Source organism: Myxacorys sp. (assembly GCF_059501405.1).
The window spans coordinates 76,194-93,052 of the sequence record NZ_JCACCM010000184.1 but is presented as its reverse complement, the minus strand read 5'-3'; the positions used below and the strand labels follow the sequence as shown (position 1 = coordinate 93,052).

General features: G+C 48.9%; 11 protein-coding genes and 2 pseudogenes. 3 read left to right on the top strand and 10 right to left on the bottom strand.

All coding sequences use genetic code 11. The annotated features are described in order from the left end of the window. Window positions 1-162 precede the first annotated feature (162 nt). Together AC5I6P_RS25865 and AC5I6P_RS25860 are read right to left on the bottom strand one after the other, a co-directional pair. Window positions 163-774: a hypothetical protein gene (locus tag AC5I6P_RS25865; protein WP_495696651.1), complete on the bottom strand. Its 612-nt coding sequence runs from the start codon at window positions 772-774 to the stop codon at window positions 163-165. Between the two features lie 112 nt (window positions 775-886). Then, window positions 887-1,216 (bottom strand): hypothetical protein, encoded by a 330-nt coding sequence (locus AC5I6P_RS25860; RefSeq protein ID WP_495696650.1) that lies wholly within the window; start codon window positions 1,214-1,216, stop codon window positions 887-889. 52 nt (window positions 1,217-1,268) lie between these two features. Here AC5I6P_RS25860 and AC5I6P_RS25855 point away from each other — a divergent pair, with 52 nt between their 5' ends. Next, window positions 1,269-1,475: a hypothetical protein gene (locus tag AC5I6P_RS25855; RefSeq protein WP_495696649.1), complete on the top strand. Its 207-nt coding sequence runs from the start codon at window positions 1,269-1,271 to the stop codon at window positions 1,473-1,475. Between the two features lie 106 nt (window positions 1,476-1,581). Here AC5I6P_RS25855 and AC5I6P_RS25850 read toward each other — a convergent pair whose 3' ends face one another. From AC5I6P_RS25850 to AC5I6P_RS25835, 4 genes and pseudogenes are all read right to left on the bottom strand, one after another. After that, window positions 1,582-2,640, bottom strand: a complete 1,059-nt coding sequence (locus AC5I6P_RS25850; RefSeq protein WP_495696648.1) for a S41 family peptidase — start codon at window positions 2,638-2,640, stop codon at window positions 1,582-1,584. An 85-nt stretch (window positions 2,641-2,725) separates the two neighbouring features. Further along, a complete protein-coding gene (locus tag AC5I6P_RS25845; RefSeq protein ID WP_495696647.1) occupies window positions 2,726-3,580 on the bottom strand; it encodes an AraC family ligand binding domain-containing protein in 855 nt (284 codons plus the stop codon). Between the two features lie 350 nt (window positions 3,581-3,930). Next, a pseudogene (locus AC5I6P_RS25840) lies at window positions 3,931-4,917 on the bottom strand (IS701 family transposase). A 92-nt stretch (window positions 4,918-5,009) separates the two neighbouring features. After that, on the bottom strand, window positions 5,010-7,865 hold the full coding sequence (locus AC5I6P_RS25835) for an ATP-binding protein (RefSeq protein ID WP_495696646.1): 2,856 nt from the start codon (window positions 7,863-7,865) through the stop codon (window positions 5,010-5,012). A gap of 558 nt (window positions 7,866-8,423) precedes the next feature. Here AC5I6P_RS25835 and AC5I6P_RS25830 point away from each other — a divergent pair. Beyond that, window positions 8,424-9,344: a hypothetical protein gene (locus AC5I6P_RS25830; RefSeq protein WP_495696645.1), complete on the top strand. Its 921-nt coding sequence runs from the start codon at window positions 8,424-8,426 to the stop codon at window positions 9,342-9,344. A gap of 362 nt (window positions 9,345-9,706) precedes the next feature. Here the strand turns inward: AC5I6P_RS25830 and ilvD are convergent, their stop codons facing one another. The 4 genes and pseudogenes from ilvD to AC5I6P_RS25810 form a co-directional block, all read right to left on the bottom strand. Then, a complete protein-coding gene (gene ilvD, locus AC5I6P_RS25825) occupies window positions 9,707-11,551 on the bottom strand; it encodes a dihydroxy-acid dehydratase (protein WP_495696644.1) in 1,845 nt (614 codons plus the stop codon). A 103-nt stretch (window positions 11,552-11,654) separates the two neighbouring features. Further along, window positions 11,655-11,902, bottom strand: a pseudogene (locus AC5I6P_RS25820) (IS1/IS1595 family N-terminal zinc-binding domain-containing protein); the annotation flags it as partial. 58 nt (window positions 11,903-11,960) lie between these two features. Beyond that, window positions 11,961-13,454: a S10 family peptidase gene (locus AC5I6P_RS25815; protein ID WP_495696643.1), complete on the bottom strand. Its 1,494-nt coding sequence runs from the start codon at window positions 13,452-13,454 to the stop codon at window positions 11,961-11,963. Between the two features lie 402 nt (window positions 13,455-13,856). Then, complete coding sequence (locus AC5I6P_RS25810) at window positions 13,857-15,539, bottom strand: phospholipase D-like domain-containing protein (protein ID WP_495696642.1); 1,683 nt, start codon at window positions 15,537-15,539, stop codon at window positions 13,857-13,859. A gap of 116 nt (window positions 15,540-15,655) precedes the next feature. Between AC5I6P_RS25810 and AC5I6P_RS25805 the strand changes: the two genes are divergently transcribed. Further along, entirely contained in the window at window positions 15,656-16,852 is a 1,197-nt protein-coding gene (locus tag AC5I6P_RS25805) for a cysteine desulfurase family protein (RefSeq protein WP_495696641.1), read from the top strand. Window positions 16,853-16,859 lie beyond the last annotated feature (7 nt).

The window sequence follows — 16,859 nt, the reverse complement described above, 5'->3', positions numbered from 1 at the left end:
AAAGAGAAATAACTGTCTCAACTCATGACTTTAGTCATGAATCGGAGTACTCTTAGCGAACCTGCTATTGCAGTCCTTGTGTAAGAGATGGCCCATCTGAGTGGTTTTCCCTGCCCATCCTTCTTACATTAAACGGGGTTCCTCCTTAGCTTGTAAGCTTGTTTATTGCGGAAAGGGTTGAGTTACCGGAGAGGGACCCATTCGACCAGGCTCGGTTTGGATTAATACATCCGTTACTTGGCCCAACTTACGAAGTGGCGGTTCTACAACCGTAGAGGCCGCAATTTGAATTAACTCCTCCTGAGAGGCATTCCGACGATCGCTACCCAAGACATAACCCAATCCATCCTGCTGCCACAGCACATAATGATCAGTCTCCTCTCCTTTACCCAACGCCAAATAATGCCCTTGAATTCCGTTTGGTAAACGAACTGGAGTTCCTTTATTGAGCTGACGTGACCAGTAAGAAAAGCCCTCTTGTGTAAATGCACCAATTCCACCAATTGAACATTTGGGTTGATTACAGTTGGATTTGGGAGAAAGATACACTTGTAACCCTTTAGAATTAGTTTTAATAAACGGGTGCATTGCTAGTGCCTGTTCAGGTAGGTAGGCTGGCAACCGCATTTGTAGCCCATCTGGTAATTGCTGTTGAATGTCATCAATGACAGGTCCGAAAAGAGATGCAGGTTCGGCAGAAGCAGAGGCTGTATTCATTGAAATCCACAGAATGGATAGAGAAGTTGCTCTAAAAATCCAGTTCAGATATTTCATTTATCAATCCTTAATGACTACAATCAATAGCAGTATAAGAATCAAGAAAGTAACGTAGTTCACACACAAGTCATTAATCCAAATGACGAAAGTTATTGGTTACTCGTCACTTTTAACAACCAGCATCACCTCGAACTGGGATTTTCAAGGTTTCCCCCTGTTGCTGCACTTGAAGTGTACCCGTAGTTGAAATTGATTCGATTTCGCCGGGTTTTCCAAGCTTCACATCCACTTGCAGTTGAGTTGCTTCATCTTGACTAACAAACGTTTGGTAGGTTCGCTGACCATAGAATTCTTGACCTGTTGCAGCAGTGCGGCGAAAGCGAACAAATCTGCCGTTAATCTTCATCATTGCAAATTCATCTCCCGCCTTTTGAGCCATTCGGTTATAAAACAAATATCCAGGTGGACGAGGACCATCGGTTTGCTTCCAAAGCGTCATCCCACAGCCTCCACCACCCTGCTTGCTCAGTTCATCTAAGGTGAATAGCTCGATGTTAAAGGCGCTTGATTCTGGACTTGCGCTGGCGATCGCTGGAGGTGGATTCCCCGGTGTAGATGGGGTTGAAGATGGACTGGGTGAGTTCGGTATTGATCGATTTGTTTCTGAATTACAAGCTGATAATGCACAAACGCACAGCAGTGCCAACATGAACGATGACAGTATTTTCATGATGTTTGGGTCAAGGATGTTTGATTGAAAAAGGTGTAAATGAACATTACAGCGATCGCTAACAGGTCTGCTTACAAATGACTCATTTAGCGATCAATGGGTGCGTAGAAGCAGAGTGAGCATCGCTGTAATGTTCATTCTTTTACTGTTGAGATTGCCTGCTTCAATTCATCCATCAATTCAGGGTCTGTTGCTTTAGCCAATACTTCCTTTAAAGCCGCTAAGTGAGCTGTTTTAAGAGCCTGCTCTGCCGAAACTTTGACATCTGGTTTCACACCGGTTCCTTCCCAATTGGTTTGAGTCATTGGATTGACAGCCCGCCCTGTTGGAACAAAGAGGCCAAAGTGATTGTTGAGGGGTTGAAACCGACCAGGATTCGCTCCTCCACCTGTGGTTTCACCAATAATGGTGGCACGTTTGAGATACTTCAAATTGTTGGTAAACTCTTCCGCTGCGGAGAAGGTAAAGGAACTGGTCAACACATAGACAGGTTTGTTGAGATACCGTTTCCCCGGAACGTAGGGCAGTGTCCAGTGTTGTTCAACTCGTTCCTGGAAGGTTCCAGCCGCAGTGGGTTCTCGCCAGTGCAAATTATTTAGATGCACCGGCTTATCGTCGAACAGGTAGGTTGAAATCAAGGCGACCATATCGGGTGAGCCGCCGCCGTTTTGCCGTAAGTCAATGATTAAGGCATCGGTGTGACTCAAAAAGTTCATTGCCGCGATCGCGGTTTCTCCAGCCGCTTCAGGGGACAGAAAACCCCTCAAATCAAGATAACCAATATTACCCGCTAGTCGTTCAACTTTGTGGAATCCAAAATTCTGTTTAGCAACACTCTGGCGAAATTTCTCTTGCTCTTCAGGTGTTAGTTTCTGTTCTCGCCCCCCGACTTGAGGAAAAGGAGTATAGCTGTAAAACACGCGGAGATGTTTATCACGGCTAATTTCCTGAATATGATTCGTCAACGTCTCCGCAAATTTTTTTGAACTTGTGATGCCGTTATAGGTTCCGCCCTGTAATCGACTGCGAATGTCTGCTTGTACCTTCTGAGCAATTTCTGGAAAGATGTACTCATCTAATGCTTGAATCACCGCTTCAATCACTTGCGCTCTAGTTTTGGAGTCAAGAGTCTGGTCTGGTTGCTCTCTATTCAGCGGAATTTGAGCAAAGGTCGCAGTTGGCTGACTGACCATAGGTATGCACGCGAGTGTTACAGAAACGACACAGAATAGGAATGTCTTCATCACAATTTCACCAGTCCAACACCAGCTTCTCAGCTTAAGGGGACAGACAGGAATTGTCTTGAACGTTTTTGCACCCGAGTGCATATTGCTTGGGCGTTGCGCCGACTAAGCGTTTGAAGTGCCTGCTGAAATGGCTTTGATCTGCAAAACCAGTCGCGATCGCAACCTGAGAAATTGGTATTCCTCTCGCTAAATCACGCTTGGCATGTTTAATTCGAAGCTGGGTTAAGTATTTGTGGGGTGGTAGGCCCAACTCCTTGCGAAAAGACCTGAGCAGACGCAAAGGCTGCAAACCTGAAATCTGAGCAAGTTGTTCTAATGAAACGTTCTCGCTGTAGTGTGCCTCTAAATAATCTCTCGCCTGTGCGACTCCTTGCGGCTCTGAGCTAACGATCGATAACTCTGGACATTCTTTTGTGTAACAGGTCAACAGACGGGTTAGTGTGGAGAGGAAGCAACTTTCCTGTATCAGGTTGGCATTTGATGCAGTTGAGAGGGTATGTAACTGCCAAATCTGTCGGGCTAGATCGCGATCTTGAACAGCCGCAAATGGGAAAAAGGGAATTTGTTGGCGATTCGTAATTTCTGCCATCAGTTGCTCAAGCAGAATGTGGCTAGGATAGAGCATCCGATAAGTCCACCCGATTTCGTCGGCTGCTTCACAGGCATGAACTTCATCTGGATTGAACAGGACAATGCTACCCACAGGAATCGTATAGGTTGCTCCACCTTGCACAGTCCTGACACTACCTCGCTCCACAACACCAACACCAAACGTTTCATGGGAGTGGCGTGGAAAAAAATGATCCACGTAGGTTGCGCGCATGAATTCTAAATTTTTCAAACTCTGAACCCGCCAAAACTGAACTTGCTCAGTCGCTTTTTTCATGGATATTAATCCCATCATCGCGATCGTGGTGGAGGCAGAAGCTTATTTTGGCAGATTACTAGGTTTAGCACCTCGCTCAGAAGGGTGGCTTGTATACTACTGAAGATAGAGGCTAGATTTCAAAACTGGATACCCGCTCGGATCGGTTAGGCGCACTGGAAGAAAGCCCTTTGGGAATGCAGAAATTTTATTTGGTTGACCCGGCAGGCAATTTGATGGGAATTAGCCAGATAATAGAGGGAATGGGATGATGAAGCGATTTGAGTGGGTTCTCAATGAAGGTGCGATCGTGGCCTTTGCTTTAGGTTTGGTTTGCTGCGCTTTACCCAACAGGACTTACGCAGAACTAATTACACAAAAGTCATGCGGATATCAGGCTGCTTGAGTTGCTCAATCAAATAGTTCCTCAATAGCCCTGATTTCACTTGATAAATGGTTTGACTTACACACTAGGCAACCGCCTTTAACCGAGTCCAAACCAAGAGTGCACAGGCAATCTGGTTGCACCCAACCCTTGCTTTGCGACACTGGCAGGCTTACAATGCCGGTCAACTGTTTTGCCTCTCAGTGAAACTCCTCAACTCTCCATCGCTCGGCACACGCTTTTTGAGTGTCATGCGTGGAGTCTTGAGAAACATCATGGGTGGTGATGGAGTCCGTTCTGCTGGTTGAAACAGTAACCCGGAACAATTTCACCTTCTTATCGACTGGAAAGTGGCGGATTTTAACGAGCTTTCCGTGTTCTAATTCGGTTGTCCATTCTAAGGCATCGACTCGCTCGTCAGCGTGTTTGCCCCCACTGTCATCCACGTTGCGATTCGTCTTTAATGGACAGTAATAGATCTCTCCCAAGCGGTCAATCTTTGCCATGACCGCTTGGGTTGCGTACCATCTGTCCATTAACACTGTCTGAAATGGTAATCACTTCTACGTTGTGAGACTGTCCACCATATCCATAACATGATCTACCTTGCTTTTCCCGTCTCCTTGCGGAGCATAGATGCGATCATCAATCACCCAAACCTTAGAGCGCTCGACATTCACGTAGAGGCAACTCACGACCCCATTCCCGTACACTACTCCATGCTCATTCCCGCTGTACTGAAATTGCGCCATCTCGATCGCGCTTGCATACCGATGAGCCAGCACCGTATCGTCAAAGCTGATGTTCCCGCTCGCGGTTCCCACAGCAATCGTGGCGTTAACTTCTCGCCGCGCAAATAGCGATTGATTTCGTCATGGCTCACGCCTTCCAAATGCTCCGCTCAGGTCGTGAGCGTGTAATTCACTGGACTGCTGAGCCAATATTGGCACTCATCCAGTTTTGTGATGCTCATGACGCCACTCCTCATTCACTGCCTTACCGCCTCCCGCTTGCGTAAGTCCTGTAGCTTTCCTACGCTGACAATGAACCAGCTCTGCCGGTTTCCTATGCAATAAGTTGAACGTGACGATTTTTGAGTGTTTGCGTGACTGGAATCCGAATCCAAAATTCAGCACCTTGTCCAGGTGCCGAACAACAATTGATCGTGCCACTATGTTTGTCCACCACAATTTGGTAGCTAATTGATAATCCTAGCCCCGTCCCTTGGCCCACTGGCTTCGTCGTAAAGAATGGGTCAAACAGTTTTCTCTGGATCGACTCAGGAATGCCAGGACCATTATCCTTAATACAAATGGCAACTTCCTCATCACCCAATCTCTGAGTTGAGATTGTGATGATACTCGAGTGTTCTTTCAGCGTCTGCGATCGTTGCTCGTCGCGTTGGCGCAAGACATCGATAGCGTTGCTAATCAAATTCATAAACACTTGATTGAGTTGCCCTGCATAGCATTCTACCTGAGGGAGATTATCGTACTGCTTAACGATTTGAATTGCAGACTGGTTGGACATTGCTTTCAGCCGATTTTGTAGAATCAGCAGGGTGCTATCAATACCCTCGTGAATGTTAGCAGGTTTCATTCCAGCTTCATCCAAACGCGAGAAATTGCGGAGGGTGAGCACAATTTCGCGGATACGATCGGCTCCTCCTTTCATCGAAGCTAACGTTTTAGACAAATCTTCAGCGATAAAATCAAGGTCAATCTCATCGATCAACCGTTGAATTGAGGGCGTGAGCGTGGGGTAGGAGGTTTGAAACAGGGTAATTAACTTGAGAAGATTTTGGCTATACTCACTCACATAAGTGAGGTTGCCATGAATAAAGTTAACTGGGTTATTGATTTCATGAGCAACACCAGCAACTAATTGCCCCAAGCTAGACATCTTCTCAGTCTGAATCAACTGGGATTGGGTTTGTTGCAGTTCAGATAGGGCTTGCTCTAAATCCTGTGTTTTCTGGCGGAGTAGCGCTTCAGACTGGCGCAAAGCAGTGTCGGCTTGTTTTTGCTCGGTGACATCGCGCAGAATCACGATGTAATTCTCGAAATTGCGTTTACAGCGTTGTGAAAGAGTCAGTTCAATAATGCGATCGCCTTGATTGCTATATATCAGGGTTTGCTCACTTCGACCCGCCCAACTCTCTAGTGAACAATCAAGTGAGGGAAAAAAGTCGCTGAGGGATTGTCCAGCTAAATGCTGTGGAGACGTTTGCAAAAGGGGCGTGGCGGCGGAATTTGCTTGAACAATTGTACCGGCTTCATTCAGCACCAAAATGGTATCTGGAACCGTATCCAGAGCCGTGATGAATAAATTTTCGGCACGTTCACGCGCTTGAGCAATCGCTGCCACTTGAGGCAAACTCGTCCAGCAGGCAATGGCGATCGCTACAAATGCGATCATCATTAACACTGTTACCAACAAGTTATTACTCAGTCCAGCAGAACCCCTACCTAATTTGCTCAACATCCAACCGATCGTCGTAGCGCTGCAAACTAGCACAATCAGAACAATGACTTGCACGGTCACAAAATCCTTGAACTTTCCATCGATCGCTCTAGTCAAACGAGGATGCATCCACCATTCGGGCTGAAAGAGCGCACATTGAGTGCGCCGAATTGCAGCATCAACCCCTAAGATCGCAACAGCAGCGAACAGCCCAATTAATACATCTTCCCAACTCCAAGCAAGCCCGCCCACCAGCAGAACTACGGCTTCGACGCACAGGAAACCGAGCGACCAGCGCGACCAGAAGCGCGCTTCTGGGCTATTCCGATGTAACCACAGTCCCCAGTGAAGTGCCATCATTGGCACCATGTAGGCAGTACTGCCAACCACCACGATCCGAGAAACATCTCCCCATTCAAGAAACAGAATACTAATTGCAAGGGTAAAGATTAAATTCGGCGCTAGCACTCCGTCACGCGAAACCGTGGAAAATACAGGAGAAAGCTGTTGATCAACGGCAAGCTGGTACAGAACTCGGGGTGCACTGGCGACAGCAGTAGCGCTAATGAGTAAGCAACTAGAGGTTAGCAAAAGCGTGACGAACAAGGATGCACCAGCACCCCAAAATGGCTGAGAGGCGCTCAGTAGATGTGAAAATATTGTATCCGTCGATGTGTCGCCTACCTGCATGAGAACCCACGACCCGCCCAGATAGATGATGGGAATTAACCAAGCAGAGAAGGCGATAAATCGCAGTGTTTCAGTCGGTTTTTTGCTATCTGCTACAAAGGAGGAGCCTGTTTCGCAAGCATAAGTGCCATAAACAGCAAAGAAAAACCACTTTGCCCATTCCACAAAACTAAAGTGAGACCAGCTTGTAGGAACTACACCAGGACTTGTCGGCGCGATCGCTAACCATCCCATCCCTTGCATACAAAACAGCAGCAGCAGCCCAATGGCTGGCAGGACAAAGAATGCGTGTAGAATGCCGAGCGTTCGTGTACCGCTAAACGCCACAATAAATGGAACAATCGTGAACCCAATTTTGAGGGCTAACTCAGGACAAGGAATTCCTAGTGGCAACAAATTTGCTTTGATTAAATCAGTCAGATTGATCGCGTTTAGGGCAGGAACGATCGCCCAACTGAAGTAATACGCGATCGCGGCATACCGCCCAAAGTTTGGATGTTGCTGCAATAGCCGCGTTGTGTAATTAGGCGTTCCACCAGAAACATCTGACCACAGCGTTCCCAACTGTTTAACCTGAAAATTCAGCATCATGCCAATGATCACAGCAGGTAGCCAAACAAAAATGGCTTGTGGTCCCAGTGCCATGTGCATGACAGGAGCGGTATTAATCCAAGACAAATGCCCTGAGAGTCCAAAGCCAAAGGTCTCCAGCGATGTCAAGTTTCTGGGCAAATGCCCATGAGAATTAGGTTCGCTTAAATGCTGCATAAACAATTGGGAACAAATGAGAAGTACGAATCAAATGCTGGGTTGAACAGTTGCCAGGTTGAATAGTGGTATTAGCACCTCTCCCACAGTATTTTGTTCTTTTTCATCTTTCCCTGACGTTCATGAAGCTGAACATTTGCTTAGTGCAAAACTGCTCGGTGCAAATCTGCTTTTGATCATATGTATAGAGCACGACTCTTTTCCCTGTTTCCAATGTGCTATGGAATCGTGCTATCGAAACTTCCAACGAGATGTTCGTTGTGTGCCCCGCAAAGTCTGAGCAAATGTTAAGAAATTATAAATAAAAAAGCAAAATACGCGTTTTTATCATTCCTATGTCTTAATGACTATACGGTAAATACCGAGGTGCTTATTAGGTAGCTTAAAGCTGAGTTGATCAGTTAGTAGTTCCAACATTCGAGGCACGAAGGACTATATTTCTGTAGCACCCGTTTACCCCTGCAAGTCTTGTTTTGGTTAACGCTCCATTCATCAACGGGCAGTAATTGCTCGATGTATCCGCATGTTGACATTTAGAGGATATGAGGAGAGAAACGAATGATCGTGTCCAATGCTACAGCCGAATTGCCCCACTTCGAGAATCCCTATCAGGTTGCACAAGCTGCGATACAACAGTCTGTTCCACCGACACTGTGGGCAGAAAATGAGCAATTTGTGTCTGGATTAAGGGAGCGCTTAAAGACTCATCCATTGTTAACCCATCCGTTGCTAAGCGCACTCAAACAGGGACGGTTCAACGGCGAGCAACTCAAAGTTGTTCATTTAGAATATCGCCATGCCATTGTTGAGATTTTTACAGATACGTTACTCGCCGCTCAACTGCAAGCCCACCAATTGGAACCCCGGCTCATGCGAGGAAGTAAACTGTATGCTCGGTTTATTCTGGGTCTGAACCTATTCGATGAGTATGGATTCCAGCCTGGTTCTCAAGGAGGAAGTTATCAAGGCAATCCCAATCATGCCCACTATCTGTTGTTTGAACAGGTGCTGGACGAACTTCAGATTAGTTCAACCGAGCGAGAGAACTATGCTCCCAGCCAAGCGGCACAAGTATTGCGACAGGCGCTAGAAAGTGTTTATCATGACTTGACCTCGATCGTGGCACTTTTGGCGATCGCAGAGGCTGCCGTCGCTTTTACCATGAGTTTGCGGGACAATGCACGTCTTGTTGGATTAACGGTTGACACTGGCTTCTACAAATGTCATGGGTTCACCTATGAGCAAGAAACAGTAGGCTGTGATGATTTCCATGAACTGGGGCTTTGGTATGTGCTAATGCAGGCCCTCACTCCTGATCGATATGCTGAAATTACGAATTTGGGGGATCAATACTGTAATTTATGGGCTGCGTTCTATGATACTCAGCTACAACGATTAGAAGAAACTGAGGGGCATCACTTTGAAGGTGACCGAGACATTCCACTTTCTATGTTCACACCATCCATTGAAAAGGTATAGAAATCTGAAAAGGTGTAGAAATCTGGGTGGTCCTTGCAAAACGCTGGAGTTGTGAATGAGTGTTGATAGAAGACACAACAAGATCTCTTTGACAATCAATCGTTTCAACTGGTTTGAAGCTAGGTTCTGTGGATAGTGCCAAATTAACTGACATCGAGGCACATTCGCATCGCTCAACAAACTCTCTCTGCCGCACTAATTGCAGGGAAAGTTTGCTGAGCAGCCTAGCATCAGGTCATCAAGATTGCCTAGCTGCCTCCAGGCAAAGAAGCAAAGCTAGGTCTAGCTTTGCTTCTTTAACGACACTCATGTGTCTCCAGGAAAAATAATAAAGTCACTGTACAGTGAGGGAGCGGTTTTCTCTACTCAAGCACTTCCAAGTTACGTACCGCGCCTTGATCTGCACTAGTCGCTAGCAGGGCATACGCCTTGAGCGCCGCTGTTACCCGACGTTGCCGAGGCTGCTCAGGCTTCCAGGCATCCTTGCCCTTCGCTTCCATCGCCGCACGGCGGTTGGCTAATTCCTCCATCGATAGATCCACATTGATACTGCGATCGGGAATGTTGATCCGGATGCGATCGCCGTCGCAAACCAGAGCAATATTGCCGCCCGCTGCCGCTTCCGGAGAAGCATGACCAATCGAGAGTCCCGAAGTTCCGCCTGAGAAGCGACCGTCGGTTAACAAGGCACAAACCTTACCCAGACCCTTGGATTTCAAGTAACTGGTCGGATAGAGCATTTCCTGCATTCCAGGTCCACCGCGCGGGCCTTCATAGCGAATGATCACGACATCGCCCGGTTTCACTTCATCCCTCAGAATGCCGTTGACAGCGGCATCCTGACTTTCATAAATGCGCGCCCGACCTTCAAACACATGAATGCTTTCGTCTACGCCTGCCGTCTTCACAATACAACCGCGCTCCGCCAAGTTGCCGTAGAGCACAGCCAGTCCGCCCTCCGTGCTGTAGGCGTGTTCAATGCTGCGGATACAGCCATTCTCACGATCCAGGTCGAGGGAAGGCCAGCGGGTCGATTGGCTAAACGCTTGCTGCGTTGGAATGCCCGCAGGGCCAGCCTTGAAGAAGGTGTGGACGGCTTCGTCATCGGTACGCACGACATCCCAGCGATCGAGGGCTTCTTTCATCGTCTTACTGTGAACCGTCGGTATGTCCGTGTGGAGCAGTCCAGCCCGATCCAGCTCGCCAAGAATGCTGGGGATACCACCGGCACGGTGAACATCCTCGACGTGATAGTGAGGTGTGTTCGGTGCTACCTTGCAGAGTTGGGGAACCTGGCGTGAGAGGCGATCAATGTCGCTTAAGGTGAAATCGACCCCGGCCTCGTGGACGGCGGCTAGCAGGTGCAGAATGGTGTTGGTCGATCCGCCCATCGCAATGTCCAGAGCCATCGCATTTTCAAACGCTTTGAAACTGGCGATAGAGCGCGGCAGCACCGATTCATCGTCCTGCTCGTAATAGCGGCGGGTAATCCTGACAATGGTTCGGGCCGCGTTGAGGAACAGATCCTTCCGATCGAAATGGGTTGCCAGTACGGTGCCGTTACCAGGTAAGGAAAGACCGATCGCCTCGGTGAGACAGTTCATGGAGTTGGCGGTGAACATGCCAGAGCAAGAGCCGCAGGTCGGGCAGGCGGAACGCTCATACTCTTCGACCACCTCGTCGCTAACACTATCGTTTACGGCAACCACCATAGCGTCCACCAAGTCCAGTTTGTGGTCTGCAAGCTTGGTCTTGCCTGCTTCCATGGGTCCGCCAGAGACAAATACTGCCGGAATGTTGAGACGTAGTGCTGCCATCAACATGCCGGGAGTAATCTTGTCACAATTGGAAATGCAGACTAGGGCATCGGCACAATGGGCATTGACCATGTATTCAACTGAATCAGCGATGATCTCGCGCGAGGGAAGACTGTAGAGCATCCCGTCATGACCCATCGCAATGCCATCGTCCACCGCGATCGTGTTGAATTCTTTGGCAACTCCACCAGCGGCTTCAATCTCACGACACACCAATTGCCCCAGATCCTTTAGGTGAACGTGACCGGGCACAAATTGTGTAAAGGAGTTAGCGACCGCAATGATGGGCTTCTCAAAATCCTCGGTGTGCATTCCGGTGGCGCGCCAGAGGGCACGCGCACCCGCCATATTGCGTCCCTGGGTGGAGGTTTTCGATCGATAGGTCGGCATGGTGCATCCTACTCGTCTAAGGGCTTTTAATAGTCTAGACGGTTGTGTTGCAAAAACAAGTCAGCCGAATTTGACTAGCTAGGGTAGTGCTATTTAGGAAAGGACGTAGAAAGCTGACCACCATGTTGTAAGCGAGTCCACTAATACGGCTAATCCCTCGCAAACTCGTACCCTCACTATGAGCCTGTAGCACTTGGCCGATCTATTCTGGGCTGAGGTGTCGATAGTAGTGAGGGTATCGAAGCTTTCATAGAAGGTTTGTTTGCAGTTGAGGCAGAAGTAGCGTTGATGTCCGTTCGGCATCTTGCCATGTTTATGCGTTTTGCAGTGACCACAGAGCCGACATTCCATCAGTCGAATTCACTAATTGGACTTGCCTCGAACCCGAACCGAAGGGATAAATCTGGCATCAAATGGCCGTTGCGGCTTGATAAAAGGCAGTCATTTCAGTAAACCATTGCTGTCGCGATCGCGCCCACGTGTAAAACATATGCCCACCTTGATAGTGTTTCAGCGTCAGATTTGGGCGAATCTCAGGATTGAGTTTCATTAGATCGGCGAGATAGTTTGAGGCGAAATAGGGCGTGACTAAATCAAACACTCCATGCGAGATATACACCTGCATGTAAGGGTTTAACGTCATTCCCACCCGCAGATCATCGATAGAACCAAGATCCAATGCGCCTTTGAGGTCAAAGTTCCAGGCTTTGAAGGTTTCCAAGTTGAGCAAATGGTAAGACAAGTCCGTCTCAACGCCCAACGTATCGCGCAAGTGACTGTTGATGGCCCCAGTGAACAGTCGATCGAGTCCGTCAAGCGTGGGATCAATGCCTTCGTAACTAACGCGATCGGGAAAGGGATCGATCGCGGTAATTGAAGCATCATACAGTCCCACAATTCGCTGTTGATCTCGCAACAGTTCTCTCGAAAAGACTTCGATGCTGACACGGCCCGCCTGTCGCTCAATCAGTGTCATTGGCAAACCCAGCAACTCTGATAGCTGCTGATAAGCGGTCTGTCGCTCATCCGGCGAGAAGGTATCTCCCATTGCCAGCAACGGAATCAGCGTCTTGCGGGCAAACTGCTCTGCGGCACTTGTGTGGGCCTGCAAGTCTCCCGGTTCTCCTGCCCATTGAGCGCGATCGTGATGAGCGGCGGCAGCCGCCAAAGATGGCAGCAGCGTTGCCCAAGCCGCAAGGTTATAGTCAGTTCCACCCAAGAGACTAAACTCCAACGCCGGGGAAATCAGGATTGCTCCCGAAAGACCGACGCCAAATTCCTGCTGAAGCTTGCGAGCGAGCCGTGCCACTCGAAACCCCCCATAACTTTCACCGGCAATGAAAATGGGGGATAGCCATCGCTTATGGCGCGACAGAAAACGCTGAATGAACTCCCCTAATGATTTCAAGTCTCGATCAACTTCCCAAAATTCTTTTTCTTTGGGTTTCTCTGCCTCGTTTGGCTTTGTTTCATCAGTCTTTTCTGACGTGTCTTTGGGTCGCGGCAAGCTACGACTAAAGCCCGTGCCAATCGGATCAATAAACACCAAGTCTGTGAAGCTCAACCAGCTTTCAGCATTCTCTTCTAGGCGAACGGGGGGTTTGGGTAAACTTCCGTTGGCACCAAACTGGATGCGCTTAGGACCCAAGGCTCCCATGTGCAGATAAGCCGAAGCAGCACCGGGTCCGCCGTTAAAGACGAAGGTCAGCGATCGCGGCGAGCCATCGTCGGTCTGAGCGAGATAAGCAACATGAAACATCTCAGCGATCGGCTTTTCTTGTTGATCAAACAGCGTTTGCCACTCGGCTAGGGCAACGTAGGACAGTGATCTATCAGGAAGCAATAGCGTATGCTCAGTTTGGCTAGACTTGCGAGGCACAGAAGGGTTAGAAGTGTCGGACATATCCACGGTTGCTCTTCGGCCTCCAAGACAAAGCTTCGCTCTCATCTTAGAGGATTAGACCGTTTTAGAGGAGCAATCCGTTTAGCCAACTACACGGATGTCCACTAGGCTGATCTGCCAGATTGATGTGTAGAAGGCTCAAGGCTAAGGCTTCGACAACCGCCCATTCCTCGGTCTTCATAGCACTTGGATGGAGCTTCTAAACCCGTGCCTCTCGATAAAATGCATCGCACTCTAGGATCTAATCGACTTCTGTTGCAGATTGTCTAAGATTTGACCCAAAGCGCGAGTCCACCTCCGCGTCCACGAGCAGCAATAAAGTTCTCAATTATCAGAAAAAATGCAAAGAAGGGCAGCTTTGCGATCGACGTTTTCTGTTGCACTATAAATAAAATGGTAGAACTACCAAGTCACGCGATCGCGTAATTTTGTCAAAAGTTTTGCACCGACACCCGGAATCCTCTCTAGATCCTCTAAGGAGGAAAAAGGTTGCTGCCCACGCGCCGCAATAATTTGCTTTGCCCTACCTGCTCCGACACTGGGCAGGGCTTCTAGTTCCTCTTGCGTAGCAGTGTTGAGATTCACCTTCTGTTGAATGGGATCGGATGCTTTAATCTTCTCAAATTTTCTGGGTACTACCACTTCAGGACAGGCTTTCTGCTGAGCACTCACTTTTCGCGCAATGGCAGGAGGAAGTCCTAACGTAGCCGTCTTATAGAGCCGCTCAAATTCTCGTTGAAAATGGGCAGCGACGGTCGGATTATAAATTACCAGTAAGGTTTCATCATTGCCTCGGTTCGCAGCATCTGTCCAATTATGAGAGCCAGTAACGACCGTCTGCCCATCTACAATGCCGAACTTGTGATGCAATAAATCTCCTGGTGGCAATTTGGGTATACCCACCGTTTTGATCGGAGGTTGCCAAGGATGATTGTTTGCCTCGGCTGTGCAGCGCTCGGAAAGGACAACCCCCAACATGTCGAGTCCTTCGCTGTAAGAGCGGTACATAAAACTTGGGTCGATCAAGGCTCGGATTTGAACACCTTGAGTGTGAAGTGGCTCTAGAGAATCGACCAACGCTTGATCGGAGAACACGAATAATGCCAATTCGACCGAGCGTTTTGCTTGACCTAAGGTTTGGCTGATTAGTCCGTTTGTGGTCTGCTGCCAAGGAATTTTAGAGGAAGACGGCGAGAACCGAACCTCGATCGCCGTGTTTCCGACGTTGACCGTTTGCGGGGCACGGTGAGGCTTTTTTACTCCAAAAAGGCTGTTTTTCTGACCGCCAGCGCCGTCACCCCACATGTAGGCGAACTCTTGTAAAAACAGCTTTGCAAGATCTGGGCTGTCAATTTTGAGAAAGTTGTTTGCATTGCCTCGGCTAACAGCACGCCCAAAGTCTCCATGGACACCAAAGTCTCCATGGACATCTGATGTTGTCCAATTTGCAGACGTGACGATTAAGGTGCGCCCGTCGATCACCATAAATTTGTGGTGCATCAGGTTGCTACCCCGCCTTCCACCTTCCGTATCGTCAATGCGCGGAATCTTGGCATTATCCAGGACGACGAGCGCATCATTGTTATTGATTTCGTCGGAACTGAGTTGTCCATCGCCGTTGCGATCGATGAGCTTTTGCGATTCGGTGTAGCGACTTTTTTCTCGCTCTGGCAATTTTGCAACTTCTTCAGCTGTGAACGTACTAAAGGGCCGCGAGTAGGTATTTTCAAGAATGACTTGAATTTGAACTCCATTTGCGGCGCGATCGCGCAGTGCCCTCGCTACTTTAGGTAAACGAAACTCCTGTACCGCTACATGGATGCTGGACTTAGCCGAATTGATAGCGTCTACTAGAATTTGCTCCAGGTCATCCCCCGATCGCGTCTGCTGGCGATAGGGTTCTTGATACTTAGACGCAGGCTCGTGATTGGTATAAACCTGAATGAAGGGATCTTGCGGTAGCGCTGTTGCCATCACCGTTTGCGGCAGCATCGTCTGTGGTTGGACAGACTGACAGGCAGATAGTCCCAACACAATCAAGGCGCTGCAAAGCTTAAACTGAAGAGAGCGATTTAAGTTGACCACAAGCTAGATTCCAAGAATTAGGTTGACCGCTACGCTGGAGAGAATTTGTGCGGCATGAATATCCGTAGGATACCCCGGTCGTTGTTTAAACCCCTCCGTTATTTCCCTCAACGCTCATGCAGATCTACTTAGACTACAGTGCCACCACGCCAACGCGGCCCGAAGCGATCGCGCTGATGCAAGACGTACTCACGCAACAGTGGGGCAACCCGTCGAGCATTCACATCTGGGGACAACGGGCGGCTACTTTAGTTGAGCGATCGCGAGTTCAAGTGGCACGGTTGGTGAATGCTCCGCCCGAAGCGATCGTGTTCACGTCGGGCGGAACAGAATCTGATAATTTGGCGATTATGGGCGTTGCTCAGCAGTACAGCAGCCCGCAGCACATCATTACTTCAAGCGTCGAGCATTCCGCGATCGAGCAACCGTTGCGGATGTTAGAGCAATGGGGTTGGGCGGTTACACGGCTTCCGGTTGATTCGGTGGGACGAGTCAACCCCTTAGATCTTAAAGCCGCATTGAGACCAAACACAGTGTTGGTGTCGATCGTGTATGGGCAGAGCGAAGTCGGAACGGTTCAACCGATCGTGGAACTTTGTCAAATTACACAATCCTTTAAAGCATCACAGACGTTTGGAGCGTCGCAGAGCATTTTATTTCACACCGATGCCGTTCAGGTCGCTGGGCGATTGCCGCTAGACGTGCAGCAGCTTCCTGTTGATTTGCTTTCGCTGTCGAGTCATAAAATCTATGGACCTCAGGGTGCAGGAGCGTTATACATTCGTCCAGGGGTGAAGTTGGTGCCGTTGCTGGGTGGAGGCGGACAAGAAGGCAAAGTGAGATCAGGGACTCAAGCCGTGCCAGTGATCGCTGGATTTGGCATCGCCGCAGAGTTGATTGCGGCAGAAATGGCCACAGAGATACCGCGATTAACGCGACTGCGCGATCGCCTATTCAACCATTTCTCTGATTTACCAGAATTGATGCCCACCGGCGATCGCATTCATCGGCTGCCCCACCATGTCAGCTTCTGCTTACCCAACGCCGACGGAGAGCAACTCAACGGGAAGGTCTTGGTGCGGCAGATGAATTTAGCGGGAATTGGCATCAGTGCTGGGGCCGCTTGCAGTAGCGGAACCCTGCTACCAAGCCCGATTTTGCGAGCGATGGGCTATCGAGATCGCGCCGCTAAAGCCGGAATTCGTTTAACCCTAGGACGAGACACCACCGAAGCAGACATCGACTGGACGGCACTCGTGCTCAAGCAAATTTTGGAGCGAGTGACGCCGCAACCGCAACTGAGTCAAGTTTGATGCTGAA